At 54.0% G+C, this 17,707-nt stretch carries 19 protein-coding genes and 1 tRNA gene; 10 read left to right on the top strand and 10 right to left on the bottom strand.

Annotated features, from left to right (window positions below):
- Positions 1-14: 14 nt before the first annotated feature.
- From RHP47_RS11255 to RHP47_RS11230, 6 genes are all read right to left on the bottom strand, one after another.
- Complete coding sequence (locus tag RHP47_RS11255) at positions 15-902, bottom strand: hypothetical protein (RefSeq protein ID WP_286668728.1); 888 nt, start codon at positions 900-902, stop codon at positions 15-17.
- A gap of 10 nt (positions 903-912) precedes the next feature.
- The gene (locus RHP47_RS11250) at positions 913-1,413 is read right to left on the bottom strand and encodes a hypothetical protein (RefSeq protein WP_286625761.1); all 501 of its coding nucleotides are present in this window, start codon (positions 1,411-1,413) and stop codon (positions 913-915) included.
- A 53-nt stretch (positions 1,414-1,466) separates the two neighbouring features.
- Positions 1,467-2,168 (bottom strand): lipoate--protein ligase family protein, encoded by a 702-nt coding sequence (locus tag RHP47_RS11245; protein WP_286625760.1) that lies wholly within the window; start codon positions 2,166-2,168, stop codon positions 1,467-1,469.
- Entirely contained in the window at positions 2,168-4,825 is a 2,658-nt protein-coding gene (gene adhE, locus RHP47_RS11240; protein ID WP_310840508.1) for a bifunctional acetaldehyde-CoA/alcohol dehydrogenase, read from the bottom strand. Before adhE ends, RHP47_RS11245 begins: the two co-directional genes overlap by 1 nt.
- 39 nt (positions 4,826-4,864) lie before the next feature.
- The gene (pflA, locus tag RHP47_RS11235) at positions 4,865-5,629 is read right to left on the bottom strand and encodes a pyruvate formate-lyase-activating protein (protein ID WP_149820922.1); all 765 of its coding nucleotides are present in this window, start codon (positions 5,627-5,629) and stop codon (positions 4,865-4,867) included.
- Positions 5,630-6,112: 483 nt separating this feature from the next.
- The gene (locus RHP47_RS11230) at positions 6,113-6,778 is read right to left on the bottom strand and encodes a 1-acyl-sn-glycerol-3-phosphate acyltransferase (RefSeq protein WP_149820920.1); all 666 of its coding nucleotides are present in this window, start codon (positions 6,776-6,778) and stop codon (positions 6,113-6,115) included.
- 73 nt (positions 6,779-6,851) lie between these two features.
- Between RHP47_RS11230 and RHP47_RS11225 the strand changes: the two genes are divergently transcribed.
- Positions 6,852-8,795, top strand: coding sequence for an ABC transporter ATP-binding protein/permease (locus tag RHP47_RS11225; protein ID WP_310840506.1), 1,944 nt, complete (start codon positions 6,852-6,854; stop codon positions 8,793-8,795).
- On the opposite strand, the gene RHP47_RS11220 is transcribed toward RHP47_RS11225, so the two are convergent.
- The gene (locus tag RHP47_RS11220) at positions 8,792-10,177 is read right to left on the bottom strand and encodes an NAD-dependent succinate-semialdehyde dehydrogenase (protein WP_310840504.1); all 1,386 of its coding nucleotides are present in this window, start codon (positions 10,175-10,177) and stop codon (positions 8,792-8,794) included. The two genes, RHP47_RS11225 and RHP47_RS11220, sit on opposite strands and share 4 nt — an antisense overlap.
- Before the next feature lie 162 nt (positions 10,178-10,339).
- Between RHP47_RS11220 and RHP47_RS11215 the strand changes: the two genes are divergently transcribed.
- Positions 10,340-10,789 (top strand): fasciclin domain-containing protein, encoded by a 450-nt coding sequence (locus tag RHP47_RS11215; protein ID WP_149820912.1) that lies wholly within the window; start codon positions 10,340-10,342, stop codon positions 10,787-10,789.
- Between the two features lie 4 nt (positions 10,790-10,793).
- Here RHP47_RS11215 and RHP47_RS11210 read toward each other — a convergent pair whose 3' ends face one another.
- On the bottom strand, positions 10,794-11,033 hold the full coding sequence (locus RHP47_RS11210) for a hypothetical protein (protein WP_149820910.1): 240 nt from the start codon (positions 11,031-11,033) through the stop codon (positions 10,794-10,796).
- Positions 11,034-11,176: 143 nt separating this feature from the next.
- Here RHP47_RS11210 and queF point away from each other — a divergent pair, with 143 nt between their 5' ends.
- The 5 genes from queF to hisG all read left to right on the top strand — a co-directional run bounded on the left by queF (position 11,177) and on the right by hisG (position 14,663).
- Complete coding sequence (queF, locus tag RHP47_RS11205) at positions 11,177-11,575, top strand: preQ(1) synthase (RefSeq protein WP_149820908.1); 399 nt, start codon at positions 11,177-11,179, stop codon at positions 11,573-11,575.
- 19 nt (positions 11,576-11,594) lie between these two features.
- Positions 11,595-11,666, top strand: a tRNA-Gly gene (locus RHP47_RS11200).
- A gap of 177 nt (positions 11,667-11,843) precedes the next feature.
- A complete protein-coding gene (locus tag RHP47_RS11195; protein ID WP_286625753.1) occupies positions 11,844-12,791 on the top strand; it encodes a DnaJ domain-containing protein in 948 nt (315 codons plus the stop codon).
- A 6-nt stretch (positions 12,792-12,797) separates the two neighbouring features.
- Entirely contained in the window at positions 12,798-14,024 is a 1,227-nt protein-coding gene (locus RHP47_RS11190; protein ID WP_149820904.1) for an ATP phosphoribosyltransferase regulatory subunit, read from the top strand.
- 3 nt (positions 14,025-14,027) lie between these two features.
- Positions 14,028-14,663, top strand: a complete 636-nt coding sequence (gene hisG, locus RHP47_RS11185) for an ATP phosphoribosyltransferase (RefSeq protein WP_310840502.1) — start codon at positions 14,028-14,030, stop codon at positions 14,661-14,663.
- Positions 14,664-14,665: 2 nt separating this feature from the next.
- On the opposite strand, the gene btpA is transcribed toward hisG, so the two are convergent.
- Positions 14,666-15,556, bottom strand: coding sequence for a photosystem I biogenesis protein BtpA (gene btpA / locus RHP47_RS11180; protein WP_149820900.1), 891 nt, complete (start codon positions 15,554-15,556; stop codon positions 14,666-14,668).
- Positions 15,557-15,625: 69 nt separating this feature from the next.
- On the opposite strand from btpA, the gene folK reads away from it, so the two are divergent.
- Positions 15,626-16,207: a 2-amino-4-hydroxy-6-hydroxymethyldihydropteridine diphosphokinase gene (gene folK / locus RHP47_RS11175; RefSeq protein ID WP_149820897.1), complete on the top strand. Its 582-nt coding sequence runs from the start codon at positions 15,626-15,628 to the stop codon at positions 16,205-16,207.
- On the opposite strand, the gene tadA is transcribed toward folK, so the two are convergent.
- Positions 16,128-16,622, bottom strand: coding sequence for a tRNA adenosine(34) deaminase TadA (tadA, locus tag RHP47_RS11170; RefSeq protein WP_149820895.1), 495 nt, complete (start codon positions 16,620-16,622; stop codon positions 16,128-16,130). The genes folK and tadA overlap by 80 nt on opposite strands.
- 79 nt (positions 16,623-16,701) lie before the next feature.
- Between tadA and RHP47_RS11165 the strand changes: the two genes are divergently transcribed.
- Both RHP47_RS11165 and RHP47_RS11160 read left to right on the top strand, forming a co-directional pair.
- A complete protein-coding gene (locus RHP47_RS11165; RefSeq protein WP_011056031.1) occupies positions 16,702-16,842 on the top strand; it encodes a photosystem II reaction center protein K in 141 nt (46 codons plus the stop codon).
- 85 nt (positions 16,843-16,927) lie between these two features.
- Entirely contained in the window at positions 16,928-17,680 is a 753-nt protein-coding gene (locus RHP47_RS11160) for a YebC/PmpR family DNA-binding transcriptional regulator (RefSeq protein ID WP_149820893.1), read from the top strand.
- The last annotated feature ends 27 nt before the right edge of the window (positions 17,681-17,707 follow it).

The following is a 17,707-nucleotide window of genomic DNA, read 5'->3' as shown; positions in this document are numbered from 1 at the left end:
GGGTGTCAGCTCCCTTAAATCTCAGCAACTGCTCGCTCAATCAGGCGACGAGCTAGGGTCTGAACGCCCGTATGGTAGTAGTAGTTGGTGCTCATGTCCAAAAAGGCTCCCAAGTAGTCGAGGTTATCCTTCGAGAGTTCAATAAAGCTTTGCAGACTATTGATCACCTTTTGCGGCGTTAACTCGTGGCTGCTGACAAATTGGTTCATCCACCCCTGCACCGCATGAAAGCTCTGAATAATAAAGCCCAATTGACCGCTGGGATTGCCCCCCGGCACGACACTGCCAATTGCTTTGAAGGTGGGGTTTTCCTGGAGATCATTGGGTTGCAAGCTTTGCAGTGTGCCCAAGCATTTGAGAAGAAAGTCAGGCCCTAGGGGAATCAGGCCATCAAAGCAGATGAGGGCAGCCATCCGCATCAGGGATTCACCACTGTAGTCGGCAAGGGCACGCAGGAAGTCGCCGAGGCTATCACCGGGAATGCCATTGATTTGACAAAAGGCCAGAATTTCCACAATCAGCTTAATGCTGAGGTCAATGGACTGCGCCCGCTCTGGCTTGGGCGTCATTTTATCCAAGAAGCCGAGGAAGGAAATTTTCTCGCCCACTTTGTTGGCAAGGGCAGCCGCTCCTAGGAGAGCATCGGTGTTGTCCACGGTTTGATAGAGCCACAGTGCCCGCTGATAGCCTTGGGATTTGTCATTAAAGAGCCGCACGGCGCGATCGCCAATTTGGCGAATCAAGGCAGGATCCGTTTCCCCAGTCACATGGCGGATTGTGTTATCAAAACCAACGATATTTTGCCACTGGCCGGGAATGATGAAATCCAAGGACTTGAGGGCCATAACGGTGATGCCCCCAGTGGGGAGTTGATCAACAATTTTGTAGATAGCTTCGCTCACGGTGGTCTCCTTAGGGGGCAAGTTGGGCTAAACCAGCAAGATCAAATTTTTCAATCCATTCCCGGCGATCGCTGGCGGTAAAGCTGGGATCACGGGAGAGTACCTTCACCTGATAGCGGTTGGCCACCAGAATGGCTGTTTGTGTGGTTCCCACCTCTACTGCTGGATAGCCGGCAATCTGCATCGTACTGTTTCGAAACTTGGCGGCAGCCTCAGGGGTGCTAATCGTATCGGAAATGGCCAGCATCGCCAGTTCTTTGCCATCTTTTTTCAGCTTAGCCTCGGCAAAGCCCTTTTTCTCTTGGACATAGATGCGCTCAAAGCCATTCCCCTCGGGCGGAAAGAAGCGATTAAATTCACTGCCTTGGGTGGCTTCACGACTCACTGCCGGGGGTGCATTGCGCTGGGTGCTTTCCTGTTGCACCTGCTCATAGGGAGAGGGCGGGGTAGGGGCGCAACCGGTAATGAGAAGCGTCAGGGCTAAAACAAGCGCAGTCAGCCAGCGTGCCATGTGAATCCCCAAGACAACAAGCCAATCATAGCCTAGAAGGCGAAGCCACAGCCCTAGTTTGATACTTTGTTAATTTCTGCATTAATCTCTTGCCACTCGCGATCGCTCAAGGGTTCCGGGGTCAGTTTCACTTGCCACTGCGCCTCAAAGGCGTCCAAGAGAGCCGTTTGCACCACCTCTAAAGGGGGAAGGGACTGCCGATGGGGAACACTGCCAAATACCTGCTGCCATAGATCGAGGTCAGGGGTCAGGACAATTGAACCATGTTGCAGAACGCGATCGCCCCGCCAGGCTTGGGCACTACCAATAACTTTCTCGCCCGTAGGTAAAACCAAATCGGCCACGGTGGCTTGGGCAAAGCAATTGATCGGCGCTTGAGAGGAATAGGGGTCTTGTCCCAACTGCAGAGGCCATCCTAGGCGCTCAAACCCTACCCTCAGGAATTGACACAGATCGGTATAAACCTGTCGCCGCCGTTGCCCCAACCCCCACACCACTAGACTGTAGGTGAGATCCCCTTGGTGCAAAACAGCCCGCCCCCCCGTGGGTCGCTGCACCAGTTCGATGGGTTGCCCCTGCCAGTGCAGGTGTTGCCAGTGCTCTGGAATTTGCCGCTGACTATAGCCAAGGGAGATGGCGGGCGGTGACCAAGTGTAAAACCGCAGACAGGGGCGATCGCTAGACTGCCACAACCACCGATCCACCGCCATTTGCACCCTCCCCGGTGCTGCCAAGGGGGGCAGATAACGCCACATCAACTCGACGTTGCTTCCGCTGGATGGTAGGCTGCCGCATCCCGCCGACACCCCATATAGGCAAGGATATACAACTCCTTCAGGTCCTGAATCAGCGGATAGCGAGGATTTGCCCCCGTGCACTGATCGTCAAAGGCGAGTTCGGCCATGCTTTGCACCTGTTCATAGAAGGCTTGATCCTCACTGTTGAGGGCTTCCTTAATGGTGGCTGGAATCTCTAACTGCGCCTTCAGGTCTTCAATGGCGGCAATCAGGCGCTCCACTTTTTCCTCTGGAGTGCTACCACCCAATTCAAGAAAGTCGGCAATTTGGGCATAGCGTTCCTTGGCTTGTGGATACTTGTACTGTGGAAAGATTGCCTGTTTCAGAGGGGCATCCGTGGCGTTATAGCGGATGACATGGCAAATCATCAGCGCATTGGCAAGGCCGTGGGGCAAATGGAAGGTGGAGCCAAGTTTGTGGGCCATCGAGTGGCAAACCCCCAAGAAGGCATTCGCAAAGGCCATGCCGGCGATCGTGGCGGCATAGTGAACTTTCTCGCGAGCTTCTGGGTCAGCCGCCCCCAAGCGATAGGCACGGGGTAAGTACGTAAACAGCAGTTTGATTGCCTCCAATGCCAGTCCCTCAGTAAACTCCGTCGAGAGCACCGATACATAGGACTCCAAGGCATGGGTTAGGGCATCAATGCCGCCATAGGCCGTGAGTTTCTTGGGCATGTGCAGCACCAAGTCGGGATCCACAATCGCCATGGTGGGCGTGAGGGCATAGTCCGCCAAGGGGTATTTAATCCCCACGCGATCGTCGGTAACCACTGCAAAGGGCGTTACTTCGGAACCCGTCCCCGAGGTCGTGGGAATTGCCACCATCATGGCTTTTTGACCTAAGGGGGGCAGTTGATACACCCGCTTGCGAATATCCATGAAGCGCATGGCCAAGCCGTCAAACTCCACCTCTGGATGCTCATACAACAGCCACATCACCTTGGCCGCATCCATGGGTGAGCCACCCCCCACGGCAATAATCACATCGGGCTGATAGTCTCGCAGCAGTTCTAGGCCGCGATTCACCGTACTCAGGGTCGGGTCTGGCTCCACTTCATGGAAGATGTCGTGCTTGATGCCCAGTTCTTCGAGGGTGTGCACAATCGGGTCAGTGATCCCCAAGTCAAAGAGGGGTTTATCGGTAACCAAGAAGGCGCGTTTTTTCCCTTCTAGCTCTCGCAAGGCAATGGGTAGGCAGCCGGGTTTGAAGTAAATTTTCGGCGGCACGCGGAACCAGAGCATATTTTCGCGGCGATCGCTCACCGTTTTGATATTCAACAGGTGATGGGGACCGACATTTTCCGACGTGACATTACCGCCCCACGTACCACACCCCAAGGTCAGCGAGGGATCCAACTTGAAGTTGTAGAGATCCCCGATCGCCCCTTGGGAAGAAGGTGTATTAATCAGAACCCGCGCCGTTTGCATGCGGTATTTGAAATAGGCAATATCATCTTGATTGCGGGGATCGGTGTAGAGCACAGAGGTATGCCCCATGCCGCCAAAATTCACCAACTGTGCGGCAATCTCCACCCCTTTGTGGAACTGGGGTGCCCGATACAAGGCCAATACCGGACAGAGTTTCTCATAGGAAAATGGCTCCTGCGACCCGACTTCACTCACTTCGCCAATGAGTACCCGCGTCTCGGGCGGCACTTGGATATTGGCCATTGCAGCAATGGTGGCTGCCGATTGACCAACAATGGCGGCATTGAGACGACCATCTTTCAGGAGGAGTTGTGCCACCCGCTGCCGTTCCTCAGGGGAGAGAATGTAGCCCCCCCGCCGTTGAAACTCGGCCTTGACCGCATCATAGATCTCATCAACAACAATCACCGCCTGCTCCGAGGCACAGATCATGCCATTGTCAAAGGCCTTACTCAGGAGAATCGAACTCACTGCTGTGGGAATATCGGCTGTGGCATCAATGAGCACTGGGGTATTCCCCGCCCCGACCCCGATCGCCGGATGGCCAGAGGAATAGGCCGCCTTCACCATGCCCGGCCCTCCTGTAGCCAAAATCAATTTAATTTGGGGGTGCTGCATCAGGGCTTGGGAGAGTTCAATGGTGGGTTCATCAATCCAGCCAATAATATCTGGGGGCGCCCCGGCAGCAACCGCTGCATCCAACACCACCTTGGCTGCGGCCACCGTACAGCCCTTTGCTCGGGGGTGGGGCGAAAAGACAATGCCATTGCGGGTTTTCAGGGCAATCAATGCCTTAAAGATGGTCGTCGAAGTTGGGTTCGTCACCGGCACCACACCGGCAATGATCCCCACGGGTTCAGCAATTTTTTGGATGCCAAAAATGGGATCATCCTCAATTACGCCGCAGGTTTTCTCATGTTTGTACTTGTTGTAGATATATTCCGAGGCAAAGTGATTTTTAATGACTTTATCTTCGACAACCCCCATGCCCGTTTCGGCAACGGCTTGTTTGGCAAGGGGAATCCGCGCTTGGTTGGCCGCCATGGCCGCTTGGTGGAAAATGTGATCCACCTGCTCTTGGGTAAACTGGGCATACTGGGTTTGTGCCCTTTGGACGCGCTCAATGAGTGCTTCGAGATCGGCAATGGTTTGAACGGGTTGAGAATGAGTTAAGGCTTGGGCAGTCATGGGCGACTCCTTAGGAAAGAAATTTCTTAAATGGGCAAGTTAATGAACGTTGAGATCGTATTCACGGAAGAGGGCGATCGCCCGCTGGACATCCTCTGGACTCGCCGCCGGCGTATCAAACAGTTCATAGGGCAGCCCTAATTGCTGCCATTTGTATTCCCCCATTTTGTGAAAGGGCAACACCTCCACTTTCTCCACGTTACGCAGACCCGCCACAAATTGCGCCAATCCCCGGATATTTTCGGGATCATCCGTCAGCCCCGGTACCAAGACAAAGCGGATCCACGTCGGTTTATGGATCTCATCTAGGTACTTGGCCAACTCCAAGGTGGGGGTAATCGTGACACTGGTGACCCGCCGATAGGTCTCGGGCAGAAAGGATTTAATGTCGAGCAACACCAGATCCGTTGCCGCCACCACCGGCTTGGCCGCCTCCAAAACCACATAACCTGAGGTATCTAGGGCAGTGTGCAATCCCAACTCGTGACAACGCTCAAAAATTTCGCGGACAAATTCTGGCTGCATCAGGGGTTCACCGCCGCTGGCTGTTACGCCCCCTTGGCGCAGATAGGATTGGTAGCGCTGAATATCGGCAATCAGTTCATCCACGGTTACGAGCTTGCCCTGATGGGGTTCACGACAGTCGGGATTGTGGCAGTACAGACAGCGCAGCGGACACCCTTGGGTAAAAATCACATAGCGGATACCAGGACCGTCGACTGTGCCACAGGTTTCAACGGAGTGAATGTAACCTGTCACCTTTTGTTTTTCGGGTTGTTTTTCAGGGAGTGTAGAAACCATCATTGGAACCTCGGTGACAATAGATCGCTTGAGATAGCGTTTATAGGGTTGAAGAGCACCTCTCTAAGAATTTGCTAAAATTTTAATCGCTTAAGAAAGTATCCCGGTAACAAAAACTCCGTTTTCAATTGCTCTCTACATCTTGCCTACGGCCTAGGGGGACATCTGTTATGTAGCCATTTTGAACGTGCTCCATTCTTGGGAAAAGAGCAGTACAGTGCTGCGCTTGGTAAAACTATAATTTCAGCATAAAAGCAGAGGCACAATTTGCCCGCTGTCTTAATTAACTTTTAGGATTGGTGGTTGTTTCGCAACGTTGCCTAACTTAATAAAGAGTCTTTAAGTACACCCCTATTGATGGGCGATCGCTCGCTCAAAGCTTGGAAAATATCAAGATTGAGGCTTTTGAGGACTTGTTCAATCTTGTCTTTATTCTACAAAATTCTCTTGATCTAGGCCAATTGCGTGATTAGTGACAAAGTAGCTCTACTCGCCCTGCGATCGCGCACATTTGCGGGCCTCAAGCACGGCTGCATGTAAGGCTGCTTCCAGTTGCTGCGTTAATTCCATAGCCTGTTGTTTGAGGTTGCCCTCGCGCTCAGCGGGCGTCCACAGGGGCGCTCCAATCCAAAGGGCTACCCGCGCACGAAACTGCGGCTTTGGGTCGTAGGCAATGCCAACGGGAAAAATCGGCAGGGGGCGATCGGCCTGCAAGACAAGACGGGCAAGACCGGGCTTCAGGGGACGTACTACCTGATCCGGCACAATCCCACCCTCGGGAAAGATCACTAGGGGCTGACCTGCATTGAGAATCTCCAGCACATGACGCAAACTACTGGGCTGAGGACGGTTGAGGTTCACAGCAAAGGCACCCAGACGACGGATAAACCAGCCCTGCACCCCGCCAAACTCGATCGCATTGGTCATAAAGCGTAGCGGATAAGGCCACACCAAGGGCAAAATCACCGGATCCCAACGGCTACAGTGCTTGGGGGCAAGCAAGAAATGACCCTCCTTGGGCAACTGCTCGCGACCGACAATCGTAATCCGCGAAAAGTAAAGGGGCAAAAATAGGCGATGAATTGGCCACAACCCCCAATAGAGCCACGGTGAGATATGAGATGTGGTGGGTGCCGTTTTTTTATGGCGCATCCGTTCTCCTCTGTAGCTGCCCCCACTACAATAGTAGGCCTGTAGCCCCTTGCCACTGTCGAGGAACAAGCCAATGTCGCAGCCGACCCATCGCTTTAATCTCCGTGTTTGGGGGCAGTTTCTGCGGATTGCCCAACCCTATTTCTTTCCCCGCGATCGCTGGGGCAGCAGTGTGATCTTTATTCTGCTGCTTTTTCTAGTCATTGCCCTCATGTTTGGCTTCCTCTTCGGTCTGACGGCAGCCGTGACCTTTGGCCTTAATGCCCTTGCCCCCGAACTGATGGGACAAATTGCTGGCGGCCTCATGGAGATGATGCAATCCCTGTGGGTGCAGCCCCTGAGCCGTAGTATTCTGCTGGGGACGGTGATTGTCCCCTTGGGCGTTTTTGCGCTGCTGCGGCAACCCCTGCTGCCGCGGTGGCAAGCGTGGGCACTCTTGGGGTTACTGCTGATGCTTTCCCTCTCTGTGAGTGGCCTCAACGTGATCATTAGCTTTGTCGGGCGCTTCTTCCAGACGGCACTGGCGGAGAAAAATGCTGAAACCTACTGGCGATTCCTCTTGGTGTATGCTGGCGTTTTTGTGGTGGGGACGCCGATTGTCGTCATTTATCGCTACGTGCGCGAATATCTAGGGCTGCGCTGGCGGGATTGGCTCACCCGTCATTTTTTGGATCGCTATTTCCAGAATCGAGCCTACTACACCATCGAAAACCAAGGCGAGATTGATAACCCTGATCAACGGATCACCGAGGATATCCGCTCATTTACCCAAACCTCACTCCAGTTTCTACTAATCATTCTGGGCGAAATTATTGACCTCATTGCCTTTAGTGGCATTCTCTGGAGTATCTCCCAAACCCTAACGCTGACCTTGGTTGGCTATGCCATTGTCGGTACGATTGTGACCGTTTTGATTGGGCAACGCCTGATTTGGCTGAATTTTAACCAACTGCGACGGGAAGCAGACTTTCGTTATGGCCTTGTCCATGTGCGCGATAATGCCGAGTCCATTGCCTTTTATCGCGGTGAAGGCCAAGAGTCGGTACAGGTGCGTCAACGCTTTCTCGAGGTGCTGCGGAACTTTAACCTCTTGATTGGCTGGCAGCGAAATCTTGATTTTTTCACGACGGCCTATAACTACTTTGTGATCATCGTGCCGGCAGCGGTGGTTGCTCCCCGCTACTTTGCTGGTGAGATTGACTTTGGTGCTATTAGCCAAGCCAGCTTTGCTTTCTCGCAGGTGCTGGGGGCACTCTCAATCATTGTGAACCAGTTTACGAACCTCACGGGCTTTATTGCCGGTATTGAGCGTTTGGCAGAGTTTGATGAGGCGCTGACAACTCCGCCGGTGCCACCCCAATCGCAAATTGAATTGGTGGAGAAGTCCTACATTGCCCTAGAACACGTGGCTGTGGATACACCGAACTTGGCACGGCGGCTGGTGGAAGATGTCACATTTGCCCTTGAGGCGGGGGACAGTGTGGTGATCATGGGGCCGAGTGGGGTGGGTAAAAGTTCGCTCCTGCGGGCGATCGCTGGACTCTGGCAAAGTGGCAGTGGCCGTATTATTCGTCCCCCCGTGGATGAAGTGCTCTTTTTGCCCCAACGCCCCTATATGGTGCTGGGTACGTTGCGCACCCAACTGCTCTACCCCAGTGGCGATCGCCAGACCCCGGACGATGTGCTTTTGCACGCCCTTAACGAAGTCAACTTGGCACATTTGCCGGATCGCGTCGGTGGCCTCGATGTGGAATTAGCGTGGGATGATGTGCTGTCGCTTGGGGAGCAACAACGACTGGCGATCGCCCGCCTGCTGCTGAATCACCGCCCCTACGCCATTTTGGATGAAGCCACCAGCGCCCTAGACTTAGCCAACGAAAAACGGGTCTATGAGCACATTCAGCGCACCACCCGCAACTACATTAGTGTTGGCCATCGTGAGAGCCTGATGCAGTATCACAAGTACGTTTTAGAACTCAAAGGCGATCGCGAATGGAAATTTTATGCCCTCAGTTAGGTATCGCCGTAGCGGCACACTGTTTTAATATTGACAAACTCCAACAGTCCTGCCCGTCCCAGTTCACGGCCATAGCCAGAGGTCTTGATCCCGCCAAAGGGCAAACGTGGATCCGACTTGACCATCGTGTTAATGAAGACGGCACCCGCTTCGAGATCCCGCACGAGGATCTCCGCTTCATCGCTCTCCTGTGTCCAAGCACTGGCGCCTAAACCAAAGGGTGTGGCATTGGCCAGTTCGATTGCCGCAGTTAGGGACGGTACCCGAAAGAGCATTGCCACAGGCCCAAATAGCTCTTGGGTAAACACGGGGTTATCTGGAGTGACCTCTGCCAACATCGTCGGCGCAAAGAAATACCCCTGCTGACAATGGCTCGGCAGATCAAGGTTGCGGCGGTAAAAGACCTTGGCACCATGGGCAAGGGCAAGTTCAACCTGGGCGTGGAGTTCATCACGGATGGCGGCAGTAGCAAGAGGCCCCAGTTGTGTGGTGGGTTCCAAGGGATCGCCAATCACCCACGTCTCGAAGGCGGCTTTCATGCCCTCGGCAAAGGTGTCATAGACAGCCTCATGGACAATAAAGCGTTTAGCCGCAATGCAGGATTGGCCATTGTTAATCATGCGGGCTTGGACAGCGGTGGCAATTGCTTGGGGGATATTGGCACTGGGCATGACAATAAAAGGATCACTTCCCCCCAGTTCCAGAACGGTTTTCTTGAGGTGCTGACCTGCTGCTTGGGCTAAACTTTTGCCCGCTGCTTCGCTGCCCGTGAGAGTCGCTGCCTTAATACGCGGATCCGCCACCAGATCAGCAACGGCACTGCCAAGAATCAGCAGGGTTTGAAAGACCCCCGCAGGAAAGCCCGCTTCCCTCAAGAGCTGGGCGATCGCCAGCGCGCACTGAGGCACATTAGAAGCATGCTTGAGCAGAACCACATTCCCCGCCATCAAGGCCGGTGCCGCAAAGCGAAACACCTGCCAAAAGGGAAAATTCCACGGCATCACGGCCAAAATAATGCCAAGGGGCTGGTAATGAATCCCGCTGTAGCTTGCCTCTGTGGGAATTAATTCAGGCCGCAGGAAAGCTGTCCCCTGCTCGGCATAGTAACGACACACCCACGCACATTTGTCAATTTCAGCCCGCGCCTCTGTCATTGGTTTACCCATCTCAAGGGTCATGAGGCGAGCAAGCACATCCCGCTGCTGTTGCAGGAGATTTGCTGTGTTTTCTAGCCACTGGGCACGCTGCTCAAAGGCTGTCAGACGATAGGTCTCAAAGGTCGTCGCCCCTTGGGCAATCGCCCTCTCCACTTCCTCAGCCCCTAAGGGGGAAAAAGTTTTTAAGACCTCAGCCGTTGTGGGATTAACCGACGCGATTGCCATGATTAAATTTCCCTATCTGGCTGACGCCAGCGATCGCTAGCGCCTAGGACGTGGGTTCAGTATGCTAATTCTAGCGTTTGTTACAGTCCCCATCCTCTTGATGAATGGGGCGATCGCAAACCATCGTTGTGCATTTTCATCGCAGTTTTGGGGCACGCTTTTATGGCAACCATTGTTGATGTTGCAGTGAATACTCCTGGCTTTTCCACACTAGTGACTGCTGTCAAGGTGGCCAATCTGGTGGAAGCCCTGCAATCGCCGGGGCCTTTTACGGTGTTTGCCCCCAATGATGATGCCTTTGCCAAGTTGCCCGATGGCACCATTACCTCCCTTGTGCAAAATCCTCCCCAGTTAGCGCGGATTCTCAAATACCATGTGGTTGCCGGTGCCTACAAAGCCGCCGACCTGAAAAAGATGGGAATTGTCACTTCCCTCGAAGGTTCCACTATTCCGATTCATGGCGATCATCCCTTGGAAGTCAAAAACGCCACTGTCCTTGCCGCTGATATTGAAGCGGAGAACGGTATTATCCATGTCATTGACACCGTGATCTTGATGGGGCTGAATCCAGCCCACTCCTTTCAGGACACCAACATCCCCTACAAAGTCTAGGGCGTTAGCGAATTTCCCGCACCAAAAGCCCTTGGCGGATTTTCTCCTCCACAAACTGGCGGTAAAGCTCTAGCTCTTCATAGGTGACTTTGCCATCAGCGCGAATTTGTCGCTTGATTTGCGCCATTTCGTCGACAGTCAATACGCCGTCGGCGATCGCTCGCTCTAGCAGTTGTTTGAGTTGGGCTAGTTCTGCTTTATCGGCCTCTGAGAGAGGGGTTCCATTTGGCTGATAACGTTCCATAGCACTCTTGCCTCAACAACCTCTCTACCCTATTCTCACCCTGCAACGTTGGTGTCGAGGGGCTAGGAACTTAAATCTTGATAAACTTTAGTTATGGTCTAAAGAGAATCTCTGAGTCGTTCTCAAGCTGTTGGAACCAAACAATGCAAGTATCAGAAATGAAGTACGGCGAACGCGCCATTCAAGAAGGGCAACTGATTACATTTCCCAATCCACGTCCCGGTCGGCAATACACCATTGAGATTACCCTGCCGGAGTTTACCTGTAAGTGTCCATTTTCTGGCTATCCTGACTTTGCCACGCTTTACGTTAGCTATATTCCCCATGAAAAGGTGGTGGAACTGAAAGCGATTAAGCTTTACATCAACAGTTATCGCGATCGCTACATTTCCCACGAAGAAGCGGTGAATCAAGTCCTCGATGATCTCGTGGCCGCCTGCGACCCCCTCTACATGAAAATCAAAGGGGACTTTGCCCCCCGTGGCAATGTGCATACCGTTATTACAGTCGAACACCATCGCCAGCCGGACAGTTCGTGCTAAAATTATAGACTGCAAGACTGCGGACGTAATTCAGTGGTAGAATGTCAGCTTCCCAAGCTGAACGTCGTGGGTTCGAGTCCCATCGTCCGCTTTCCCTAAAAACCACCAAAATACGGTACTCTAGGACATTTCAGAGATTCAAAGCTGCCCTTTCGCGCTAGCGTGGCGGAGCCATGAAGGGCGGGGCTTTACCCAATTGTTTGGTCACCAACCCCCTCTATCAGCAGGTATAATCTAATGATGTTCTGCCCCTGCGGTTTCACTGATTATGCCCTTCGAGATCAATCACGGTCTGGGTCGCTTTAACTCCAAACGGGATCTCCATGCTGCCCTAGGCATTCCATTGTCGGCAGCACCCGGGGAAATTCGCAAGCGGTATCTCAAAATTGCCAAGACACTGCACCCCGACAGCCGTGATGATGAATCGGGCAAAAAAATGGCCAGTGATTTGCTCTCCAAGTTTGTGAATCCTGCCTATGAGGTGCTTTCCCAAGAAAAAGAGCGGGAAGAATATCAAGTCATTTTGCGCTTGCTTGAAAAGCAACTGCTAACGGCCAATATTGTGCCAACGCCCACCTTTGATTTGGCACAGGAAGTCTTTAACGCCGCCAATATTGAAGAAGCCTATCAAAAGGCGCTCAATACCCTTGCCCAAGATCAGTACAAAGACTTAAACAATGCCCTGAAAATTAGCGAACAAATTAGTGAACTCAATTTGATTTACTTGTGGCGATCGGCGGGCGGCAAGGCAACCGCAGCCACACCCACCGTTTCTACGCCTGCACCCCCACCCAAATCAGATGAAACCCAAGTGCGTGCCACACCAGCAGCCGCCACAGGGACGACACCGCCGACAGAGGCTCCCAAAACAGAGCAATTTACAGAGCAATACCTCCGACGGGCAGAGGAACTCTTTAATAAAGGCATTTATCTGGAAGCCATCAAAGAATTGAAGGATGCCCTGAAAATTGACCCCCGCAGTGCCCGCTGCAATGCTCTCCTAGGCAAGGTGTACCTGCAACAAGGCTCCCTCAGTATGGCCAAAATTCACTTTAATCAAGCCCTGAAGCTGAATCCTCAAGAGGTGACGGCCATACAGGGACTCGAAGCAATTAGCAAGAGGGAGCGCAAAGCCCAGCAACAGCAAAAAAATACTGAGCCGCCAAAACCGGAGAAAAAGAAATCTTCCTTCTTTGGTCTTTTTGGGAAAAAATAATTCACTATGGTGTATCAACCTGCCTGTGGTGCCCGCGATATTTTGCCCCTTGATGTGGCACGGCAACGGTGGCTAGAGCAGCGCTTGGAGCGCGTCTTTCAAAGCTGGGGGTATCAAGAAATTATTACGCCGACGATCGAGACCCTAGCAACCCTCACAGCAGGGGGAACGGTTCATCCCGAGACGGTCATTCAAGTCCAAGGCAGTGGTGATGAACCCTTGGGATTGCGGCCAGAATTAACGGCTTCGATCGCTCGTGCCGCTGTAACTCGTATGGCAGGCAGGCAACTGCCCCAACGGCTCTATTACAAAACCAATGTCTTTCGGCGGACAACCGTGGCAGAGTTGGGCAACCAGCAGGAATTTTTCCAAGCGGGAGTGGAGCTACTGGGGGCAACAGGTTTAGCGGCGGATGCAGAAATTCTCTGGCTGGTGCAGGAGTGCCTTGGGGCGTTAGCGGTTGAGGAGGCCTATCTCTTGGTGGGGGATGCCCACCTGACGCAACAGTTGCTCAGTCCCTTTCCAGCGGAGCTGCAAAAAACGGTGCGCCAGTGCTTGGCTAATTTAGACCGCGTGAGTTTGCAGGCTCTCCCCGCTCCTTGGCGCGATCGCGCCCTTGCCCTCTTTGATCTACGGGGCACTCCAAGGGAAGTGGGGGAACGCTTGGCGCAGTGGTCTGACGTGGCAGGGGTGGCCGATCGCTTTGGGGAATTGCAACAGTTGTTGGGCTTGGTGGCTGAGTCTTTGGCGATTACCCTTGATCTCAGCCTTGTGCAGTCCTTTGATTACTACACGGGGATTATCTTTGAGGTTTTAATTCCCACGGAAACGGAACTGCGGTTGGTGGCTCAAGGGGGGCGCTATGATCAACTGCTCAGTATCTATCATCCTGATGGTGCCACGGTGCCGGGGATTGGTTTTGTCTTTAATGTCGAGGCGCTCTTGCAGGCGATCGCCATTCCCCCAGCGGCTCTCTTAGCTCCCCGTAGTCAGTGGCTGGTGGTTCCCCGCACAAGCAACGCCCTCGCTGCTGCCCTCCACCATGCCCAAACCCTACGCTTGGATGGCTCGACTCGGGTGGAGTTGGCACTTCTAGATCTGACGCCAGAACAAATCCGCGCCTATGCCCGCGATCGCCAGATTCCCTATATTGCTTGGATTGAGCGTGATGCGCCACCGCAGATCGAAGCCCTCAGTGATGGGGCAACCTATTTGCAGATTCAGAGTGTCTAGGCCATGCTAACGATCGCCCTACCCAAAGGTGCCCTACTCAAAGATAGTATTGCCTACTTCCAACGGGTGGGCTTAAATTTTGCAGCGCTCCTCGAGCCGGGAAATCGCCAACTGCAAGTGCTTTCTCAGGATGGCCGTGCCCGTGCCCTTTTGGTACGTGCCCAAGATGTCCCGGTTTATGTGCAGTATGGTCAAGCGCAGTTGGGCATTGTGGGCTACGATGTGCTGCGGGAAAAAAATCCCCACGTGGCCAAGCTAGCGGATTTAGGTTTTGGTCAGTGTCGGCTGTCGGTGGCCGTCAAAGCCTCTAGCCCCTACCGCAGTGCCCGCGATTTGCCCCCCCATTGCCGCGTCGCCTCAAAGTTTGTCCGCTGTGCCGATGCCTTTTTCCAGCAGTTGGATTTGCCCGTGGATATAGTGCCGCTCTATGGTTCGGTGGAACTGGGACCGATTACGGGTATGGCAGAGGCGATTGTGGATTTGGTGTCAACGGGGCGCACCCTCAAGGAAAATGGCCTTGTGGAGTTAGAGCAAATTTTTAGCAGCACCGCCTACTTGATTGCCCATCCCCGCAGCTATCGCCTCAACCTCAATGGGCTTGGACACTATGTTCCGCAGTTAACAGGAGCGATCGCCTGATCTCATTTTTGGCCGTGCACAACCATGGCTGGCAGGGGTTCATTGATCGACCCCCGGCAGTTGCCATTGGCGCGATTGAGTTCCTGAATCTTGTGGTGGGCCCGCTGCCATGCTTCGACAAAACGGCTGACACGAATGGGGTCAATGGGTTGTTCAATCTGGCCATTGCGCTTCAGAGAACTGGCAACAATGACGCCGTTGACGTAGGGCACTAATTGCTCCACATTGTCCCAAGAGGCACCACTGCCAATAAAGAGGGGTTGTCCCTTGGCGGCACTGGCGGCGACGGATAGATCTTCCTCAGTGGGCGGATGTCCCGTTGCCCAACCCGAGAGAATCACCCCATCGGCGAGTCCCCGTTCAAAGGTGTCCCGTACCGCAGTGGCGAGGTTCGGACTGTGGAGCGGCTGGGCGTGCTTTACCATCACATCGGCAAAAATTTTGATGTCTTGCCCCAGTTCGCGGCGGTAGCGCAAGAGTTGATGGGCTTGGCCTTCAATAATGCCTTGATCTGTCGCCATTACCCCAGTGAGCACATTAACGCGGATAAATTGTGCCCCGGTACAGGCAGCGATCGCCAGACCACTGAAGGCATCATTGCGCAGCACATTCAGGCCAATGGGCAAGGCCACCAGATTCTTTAACCGCTGCACCACCAAGGTCATGGCACTAACGACGGCGGCATCCACCCGATCTTTGGTGAAGGGAGCATCAAAGAAATTCTCAACAATAATGGCATTGGCTCCCCCTGAGGCGAGGGCTGTGGCTTCCTGTTCTGCGCGGTCAATAACGGCCTTCAGGCTCCCCCCCCAACGGGCAGAGGTGGGTAAGGGAAGGAGGTGGACAACACCAATGACGGGGGTTGCAGTGTGAAAGAGAGTCTGGAGATCCACAACGATTTCGGCAATAGGTGAACAGTGCAGGTATAACAGGAGGAGTGGCAGGCACTCTACACAGGCACAATGGCAGAATGCACTGACTTAAGTATATCCCCGTCTGACCCCCCCCTCGTGGCGATCGCCCTCGGAAGCAACCTTGGTGAGCCATTGCTGCAACTGCGCTCAGCCGTCCAAGTGCTTGCCCAAACGCCGGGGATTCATGTCTTAGCCTGCTCGCCGTGGTATCGCACGACCCCCGTAGGCCCCCCGCAACCGGACTACTGGAATGGCTGTCTGATTGCCCGAACGCAACTTTCCCCTTGGGCACTTCTGCAAACGCTGCAAAGGATTGAGACGCAGTTTGGTCGCCAACGGCAAGAGCATTGGGGATCCCGCACGCTTGATCTGGATCTGCTGCTCTATGGCGATCGCGTCATGACCACTGCCGAACTCACCCTGCCCCATCCCCGCTTGGCCGAGCGACCCTTTGTCCTTGTGCCCCTTGCAGCGATCGCCCCCCACTGGCGACACCCCCTACTGGGTGAAACCATCCAAACCCTACGGGAGCGGGTGGGGGATGCGGGCATTATTGCCGTTCTTTCTGACGATGCTGGCGAAACCACGTTTGCAACTGCTGCCGACAGGCCGCCGCCTGAACCCCGCTAATCACCTGAAGCCGGTGGAACACCGCTGGGCTTTGCGGAAGTTGCAGCACTGAATCAATGGCCCCTGCTTTTGGATCGGTCGTCCCGTAGATGAGGGTGTGAATGCGGGCTTGAACAATGGCAGCGGCACACATCGGGCAGGGTTCTAGGGTCACATAGAGGCGGCAGCCCGTTAAATACCACGTACCTAGACGTTGACCCGCGCGGCGGAGGGCAATGATTTCCGCATGGGCAGTGGGGTCATGATCTCGCTGGCGGCGATTTTCCCCCGTGGCAATGAGTTCATTCTCGGCACTGACAATCACCGCGCCTACGGGCACTTCATCGGCGGCTCCTGCCTGTGCTGCGAGGGCGATCGCCTGTTGCATCCAAAAGTCATGCGGGTCTGTTTCGGATAAAGGGAGAATGTCTGGCATGGCGATCCCGTTGCCGCAGTGGCTATGGTACTATTTTTTCAGTTCTCTTGCGATCGCTGAATTCTTTTAGGAAAACACCATGATTGATGCTTTAGTTTTGGTTGCTAAACTCCCGGAAGCCTACGCCATTTTTGATCCCCTCGTGGATGTGCTGCCGGTAATTCCTGTGCTCTTTTTGGCCTTGGCCTTTGTTTGGCAAGCCGCTGTCGGTTTCCGTTAAAGATAGCTTCGATCAAAATAACCCTGTTGACTTGCCCCGTTGATTTCAGCGGGGTTCTTCTTGACTTTTGGCATGTGTTTCCCCTATGGCAGGTCACAGTAAGTGGGCAAACATTAAACGGCAAAAGGCGCGGGTGGATGCCCAAAAGGGCAAGACCTTTGCGCGGCTATCGCGAGCGATTATTATTGCGGCGCGGCATGGGGGAGGGGATCCAGCGGGCAACTTTCAACTGCGCAGTGCGATTGAGAAGGCAAAAGCCGCGGGGATTCCCAGTGAAAATATTGAGCGGGCGATCGCCAAGGGCACCGGTACCCTCGACAGTGATGCTCCCCTAGAGGAAATTCGCTACGAAGGCTATGGGCCGGGGGGTGTGGCGTTTTTGATTGAGGCCCTCACGGATAATCGCAATCGCACGGCAGCGGATCTGCGGGCAGCCTTTAATAAACAGGGGGGCAACCTCGGCGAAACCGGCTGTGTGGGCTGGATGTTTGAGCAGTGGGGCATTGTTACTGTTACCGCCCCTACAGATGAGGAAGCCTTCCTTGAGGCACTACTGGCGGCGGATGTGGAAACCTACGAGATCCTAGAGGGGGTGGCTGAAGTGCGCTGTCCCGTGCCTGCCCTAGAAACCGTCAGCGAAACCCTGAAAGAACACGGCTACACTGTTCTCGACACCGAAAGCCGCTGGGTCTCAATGAATACGGTAGAAATCACCGATGAAGATACCGCGCGGCGCGTCCTTAAGCTTATGGATGCCCTCGAAAATCTCGATGATATTCAAAGTGTGGCCACCAACGTCACGATGAGCGATGCCCTCATGGAGGCGATGTACGTCTAGGCATCCGTGGTTTTACGGGATTTTGGC

The organism is Thermosynechococcus sp. QKsg1 (assembly GCF_031586415.1).
Lineage (GTDB): Bacteria > Cyanobacteriota > Cyanobacteriia > Thermosynechococcales > Thermosynechococcaceae > Thermosynechococcus.
Note: the sequence above shows the minus strand (reverse complement) of the source record. Positions and strands in the feature narration are given on the sequence as shown.